This is a genomic window from Gordonia sp. (in: high G+C Gram-positive bacteria) (assembly GCF_020438995.1).
Taxonomy (GTDB): Bacteria; Actinomycetota; Actinomycetes; order Mycobacteriales; family Mycobacteriaceae; genus Gordonia.
Genome location: NZ_JAGQTN010000132.1, coordinates 1 through 3,849 on the forward strand (window position 1 = coordinate 1; position 3,849 = coordinate 3,849).

At 68.6% G+C, this 3,849-nt stretch carries 2 protein-coding genes and 1 pseudogene; 2 read left to right on the plus strand and 1 reads right to left on the minus strand.

Annotated features, from left to right (window positions below; genetic code table 11):
* A pseudogene (locus KDB67_RS10300) lies at positions 1 to 1,284 on the plus strand (hypothetical protein); the annotation flags it as partial.
* Between the two features lie 90 nt (positions 1,285 to 1,374).
* On the plus strand, positions 1,375 to 2,052 hold the full coding sequence (locus KDB67_RS10305; RefSeq protein WP_291015497.1) for a lysophospholipid acyltransferase family protein: 678 nt from the start codon (positions 1,375 to 1,377) through the stop codon (positions 2,050 to 2,052).
* A gap of 33 nt (positions 2,053 to 2,085) precedes the next feature.
* Here KDB67_RS10305 and KDB67_RS10310 read toward each other — a convergent pair.
* Positions 2,086 to 3,849, minus strand: a 1,764-nt coding sequence (locus tag KDB67_RS10310; protein WP_366852077.1) for an ATP-binding cassette domain-containing protein, incomplete at its 5' end; no start/stop codon positions are given.

Here is a 3,849-nt window from a genome sequence, read left to right on the forward strand (position 1 = left end):
CAAGCGTCGGGGCAGGACAATTGGCAACCGTCCGGGCAGGGGCAGGACGGCCCACCCCAGTACGGTTCGCTGGGGCCGGGTCAGCCGTTCGGCCGGCCCGGCGAGGATCCTGCGCAGAGGCCACCGTCACCGGGTCCCGGCAGGCATCAGCCCGCACACGGCCATACGCCGTACGGTCCGACGCAGGTGAGTCCGTCTCCGTTCGGGCCGCCCGGGCACACACCGCAGGGGCCGGTGCAACAGGGCCCACCGCACCACGGCCCACCCCAGCCGGGTTACCCGCCGTACGGACAATCTCAGCCGGGGCAGTCCCCGTACGCGCAGCCCGCGCCCCAATACGGTGAAGCCCAGTACGGCGAAACCCAGATCGGCCGGCCCCAATTCCGGTACGGCCAGTCAGAGCCCGGCCAGGCGCCGCCGGGACAGCCCCAGCACGCCCAGACCCAGCACGCGCAGCCCCAAGACAGTCGGTCCCGGCCCGGCCAAACCCCGTACGGGCAGTCCCTGTACGGCCAAACCCAGCCCGGACAAGACCAGCCCGGCCAAATTCCGTACGGCCAAACCCAGCCGGGTCAGTCCCCGTACGCCCAGGCGGGAGCAGCCCAGGCGGGATTCGGACAGCACCATCAACCCGATGCATCCGCTTACGGCGGCCAGTCGCCCTACGGTGGTCTTCAGGCCGGGCCGCAGACGGGTCCCCAGGCGACCTCTCCCGGCCCGTACCAGCAGGATCCGTATCCGCAGACGCCCCATCCGGCCGTCGGGACATCGGCGTTCGACGCACCTGCGGCACCTCCGTCCTCCCGTTCGAGCGTGTCGGGTGCGGTCAAGGTGATCGCCGCCCTCACGCTGCTCGCCGCTATCGGCGTGGGTATCGCGGCGTTCCTGCCGTGGGTGGTGTCGGAATCGGGAGGCGTGCGGGTGTCGGCCAACGGCATCGGCACGGTATCGGTCGACGGCAGCACCCTCGACCTCCCGGACTTCGACTCCGATCCGGAGGCCAAGGACGGTGTCCTCACGTTGGCCGCGGCGATCGTCGTGGCCCTCTTCGCACTGGTGAGCGTGGCGATCCGCAAGGTATCGCCGATGCATCTGGTGTCCGGGGTCTTCGCCCTGCTCGGTGGTCTGGGCATCGCCGCTATCGGTGTCATCGACGTCCTCGACGTCAAAGATCAGTCGACCTCGTTCGCCGAGATCGAGGTGGGCTACGGGCTGTGGGCCACGCTCGGGCTCGGGATCGTGCTGGTGATTCTGGGGATCGTGGGCATCGTCAAACGACGCTGAGCAGTCAGTCGAACGACGCTGAGCAGTCAGTCGAACGACGCTGAGCTGTCAAACGACGCTGACTCCGGACACCGCGCTAATGTCAGGACGGTGAACGACGACTTCGACGCACCGCTCACTCCCGGTCCACGTCCGGCGGGACTTGGATTCCGGGCCGGCCTGTGGACGCGGTTCATCCGCCGGATCCTGCGGATCATCGCCGCCCTCAAGATCGTCCGGGTGCGGGTCGTGAACCGTGACGTCGTGCCGTCGTCAGGGCCGGTCATCCTGGCGTCCAATCACATCTCGATGCTCGACGGGGTGTTCCTGTGGGGGGCGTTGCGCCGCCGGGCGCAGGCCATCGCGATGGCCGAACTGTGGAAGTGGCCGATCGTCGGATTCCTGATCACCAAGGGCGATTTCATCCCGGTGCGCCGTGGCGATTCGGCTTCGGGCAACGATGCGCTGACCCGGATGGAGAACGCGCTGCATCACGGGGGTGCGGTGATCATCTTCCCGGAGGGCAGGGTGGTGCCGCCGGGCGAGTCAGTGCGGTTCAAGCCGGGGGCGGCGGTGCTGGCGTTCCGGACGCGCACCCCGATCATTCCGGTGCGGATCGTCGGTTCCAATGAGTTGTTGCCGCTCAAGAAGTTCCGCAAGGGCGGCAAGAGTTTCGACCGCAGCAAACGGGTCACCGTGTACTTCGGCAAACCCCTCGACCCGGAGGACTACGCGACGCCCGGCGACCTGCTGCGCGATCTGCGTTGGAGCGTCTACGCCCTCGGCTGAGGGCCGTTACACCCAGCCCTCGGCTGAGCACGACTACACCCACGGACTTCCGGACTCGGCCGCGTGCCGATCCCGCTGCACCACCGGATCGGGATAGGGGACGGTGTCGACGAGCCGCTGCGTGTAGTCCTCGACCGGCACGGTCAGCACGCGTCGTACGGGTCCGGATTCGACCACGCGACCGCGCCGCAGGATCAGCACGTCATCGGCGACCTGGGCGACGACGGCGATGTCGTGCCCGCTGTAGAGGGCCGCGAACCCGAAACGTCGCCGCAGTTCGGTGAACAGCCGCAGATACGACGCCTGCACCGAGACGTCGAGTCCGCGGGTGGGGTCGTCGGTGACGATGAGGTCGGGTGCCAGTGCCAGCGCCCGCGCCAGCGCAACGCGTTGTCGTGCACCGTCGGTGAGTTCGCCGGGTCGCCGGTCGGCGCCGCGTCCGCCCGCACCGACCGCGTCGAGTAGCTCGGTGGCCCGGGTGGTGGCGGTCGCGGCATCCTCACCCCACAGCAGCAGCGGTTCGGCCACGGACTCGACGACGGTCAGTCTTGGGTCGAGCGTTGTCGCGGGGTCCTGCGGCAGCAATGCGACCCGCCGGCGCAGGTCCCGCAGCCCGCGCCCGCTCAGGGCGGCCATGTCCGTTCCGTCGAGGGCGACGCGGCCGAATCCGACCGGTATGAGACCGGCGACGACTCTCACCAGAGCTGTCTTGCCGGAACCCGATTCGCCGACCACCCCGAGCGACGACCCCGGTCCGATGCTGAACGAGATATCGCGCAGCGCCGGAATCACATTGCGCCCCTGAAGATCTACTTCCCGCGAAGGCGTGCTCACGGGGACGGAGCCCACATGCAGATGGCTCACCTCCAGAATCGGTGTGCGCAATTCGGGCAGGCCGTCGTCCCCGAACGTCGCCGCGGGAAGTTTGGGGGCTATGGCGTGTAATCGCTTGGCGTAGATGGCATTCGGCCGGGCAAACCATTCGAACACTCCCGCCCGCTCGACCACCTCGCCGCGCTGCGCGACGACGGCGCGGTCGGCGATATCGGCCACCACGCCCAGATCGTGTGTGATCAGCAGGATTCCGACGTCGGTGCGGTCCCGGAGTCGGCGTAGCAGCGCCAGCAGCGCCGCCTGTTCACCGGTGTCGAGGGTTGCGGTCGGTTCGTCGGCCACCAGCAGTGCGGGTTCGGTCGCCATCGCGAGCGCGATCGCCGCCCGCTGCCGGTCCCCGGTGGTCAGTTGCCCCGGGTAGGCGTCGATGTAGCGCTGAGGGTCCGGAAAGTCAACCAGGTCAAGAAGATCCAGTGCCCGCGCGCGGTGGTCGTGTCGTGGAAGGTCACTGTGCGCACGCAGCACCTCACCGATCTGAGTGCCGATGCGCAATCTCGGGTCGAGGGCGTGTCGCGGATCCCTCAGGAGCAGTGCCGACGCCGCCGATGATGGTGAACTACGTTCGAGTGCCTGCGAATTCAGTACTTCGACACCGTCGACCCGGATGGAGCCGGTCGCCGTGGCCGTCGGCGGGAGCAGTCCGGTGATCGCGTGGGCGGTCATCGTCTTGCCCGAGCCGGTTTCGCCGACGAGTGCGAGGATCTGTCCGCGGTCCACCCGCAGCGAGATGTTCCTCACCGCGGGCCGGGTGCCGGCGAAATCGATTGCCAGATGGTCGATATCGAGGGCGGGGTGGGAATAGACGTGGATTTCGAAGCCGTCGTCGTCGCCGAACGCGTCCACCGGCTCCGCCGATCGCCGTACCCGCGCACCGCCGGCGTGTTCGGTGAGGGTGAGCGCAGG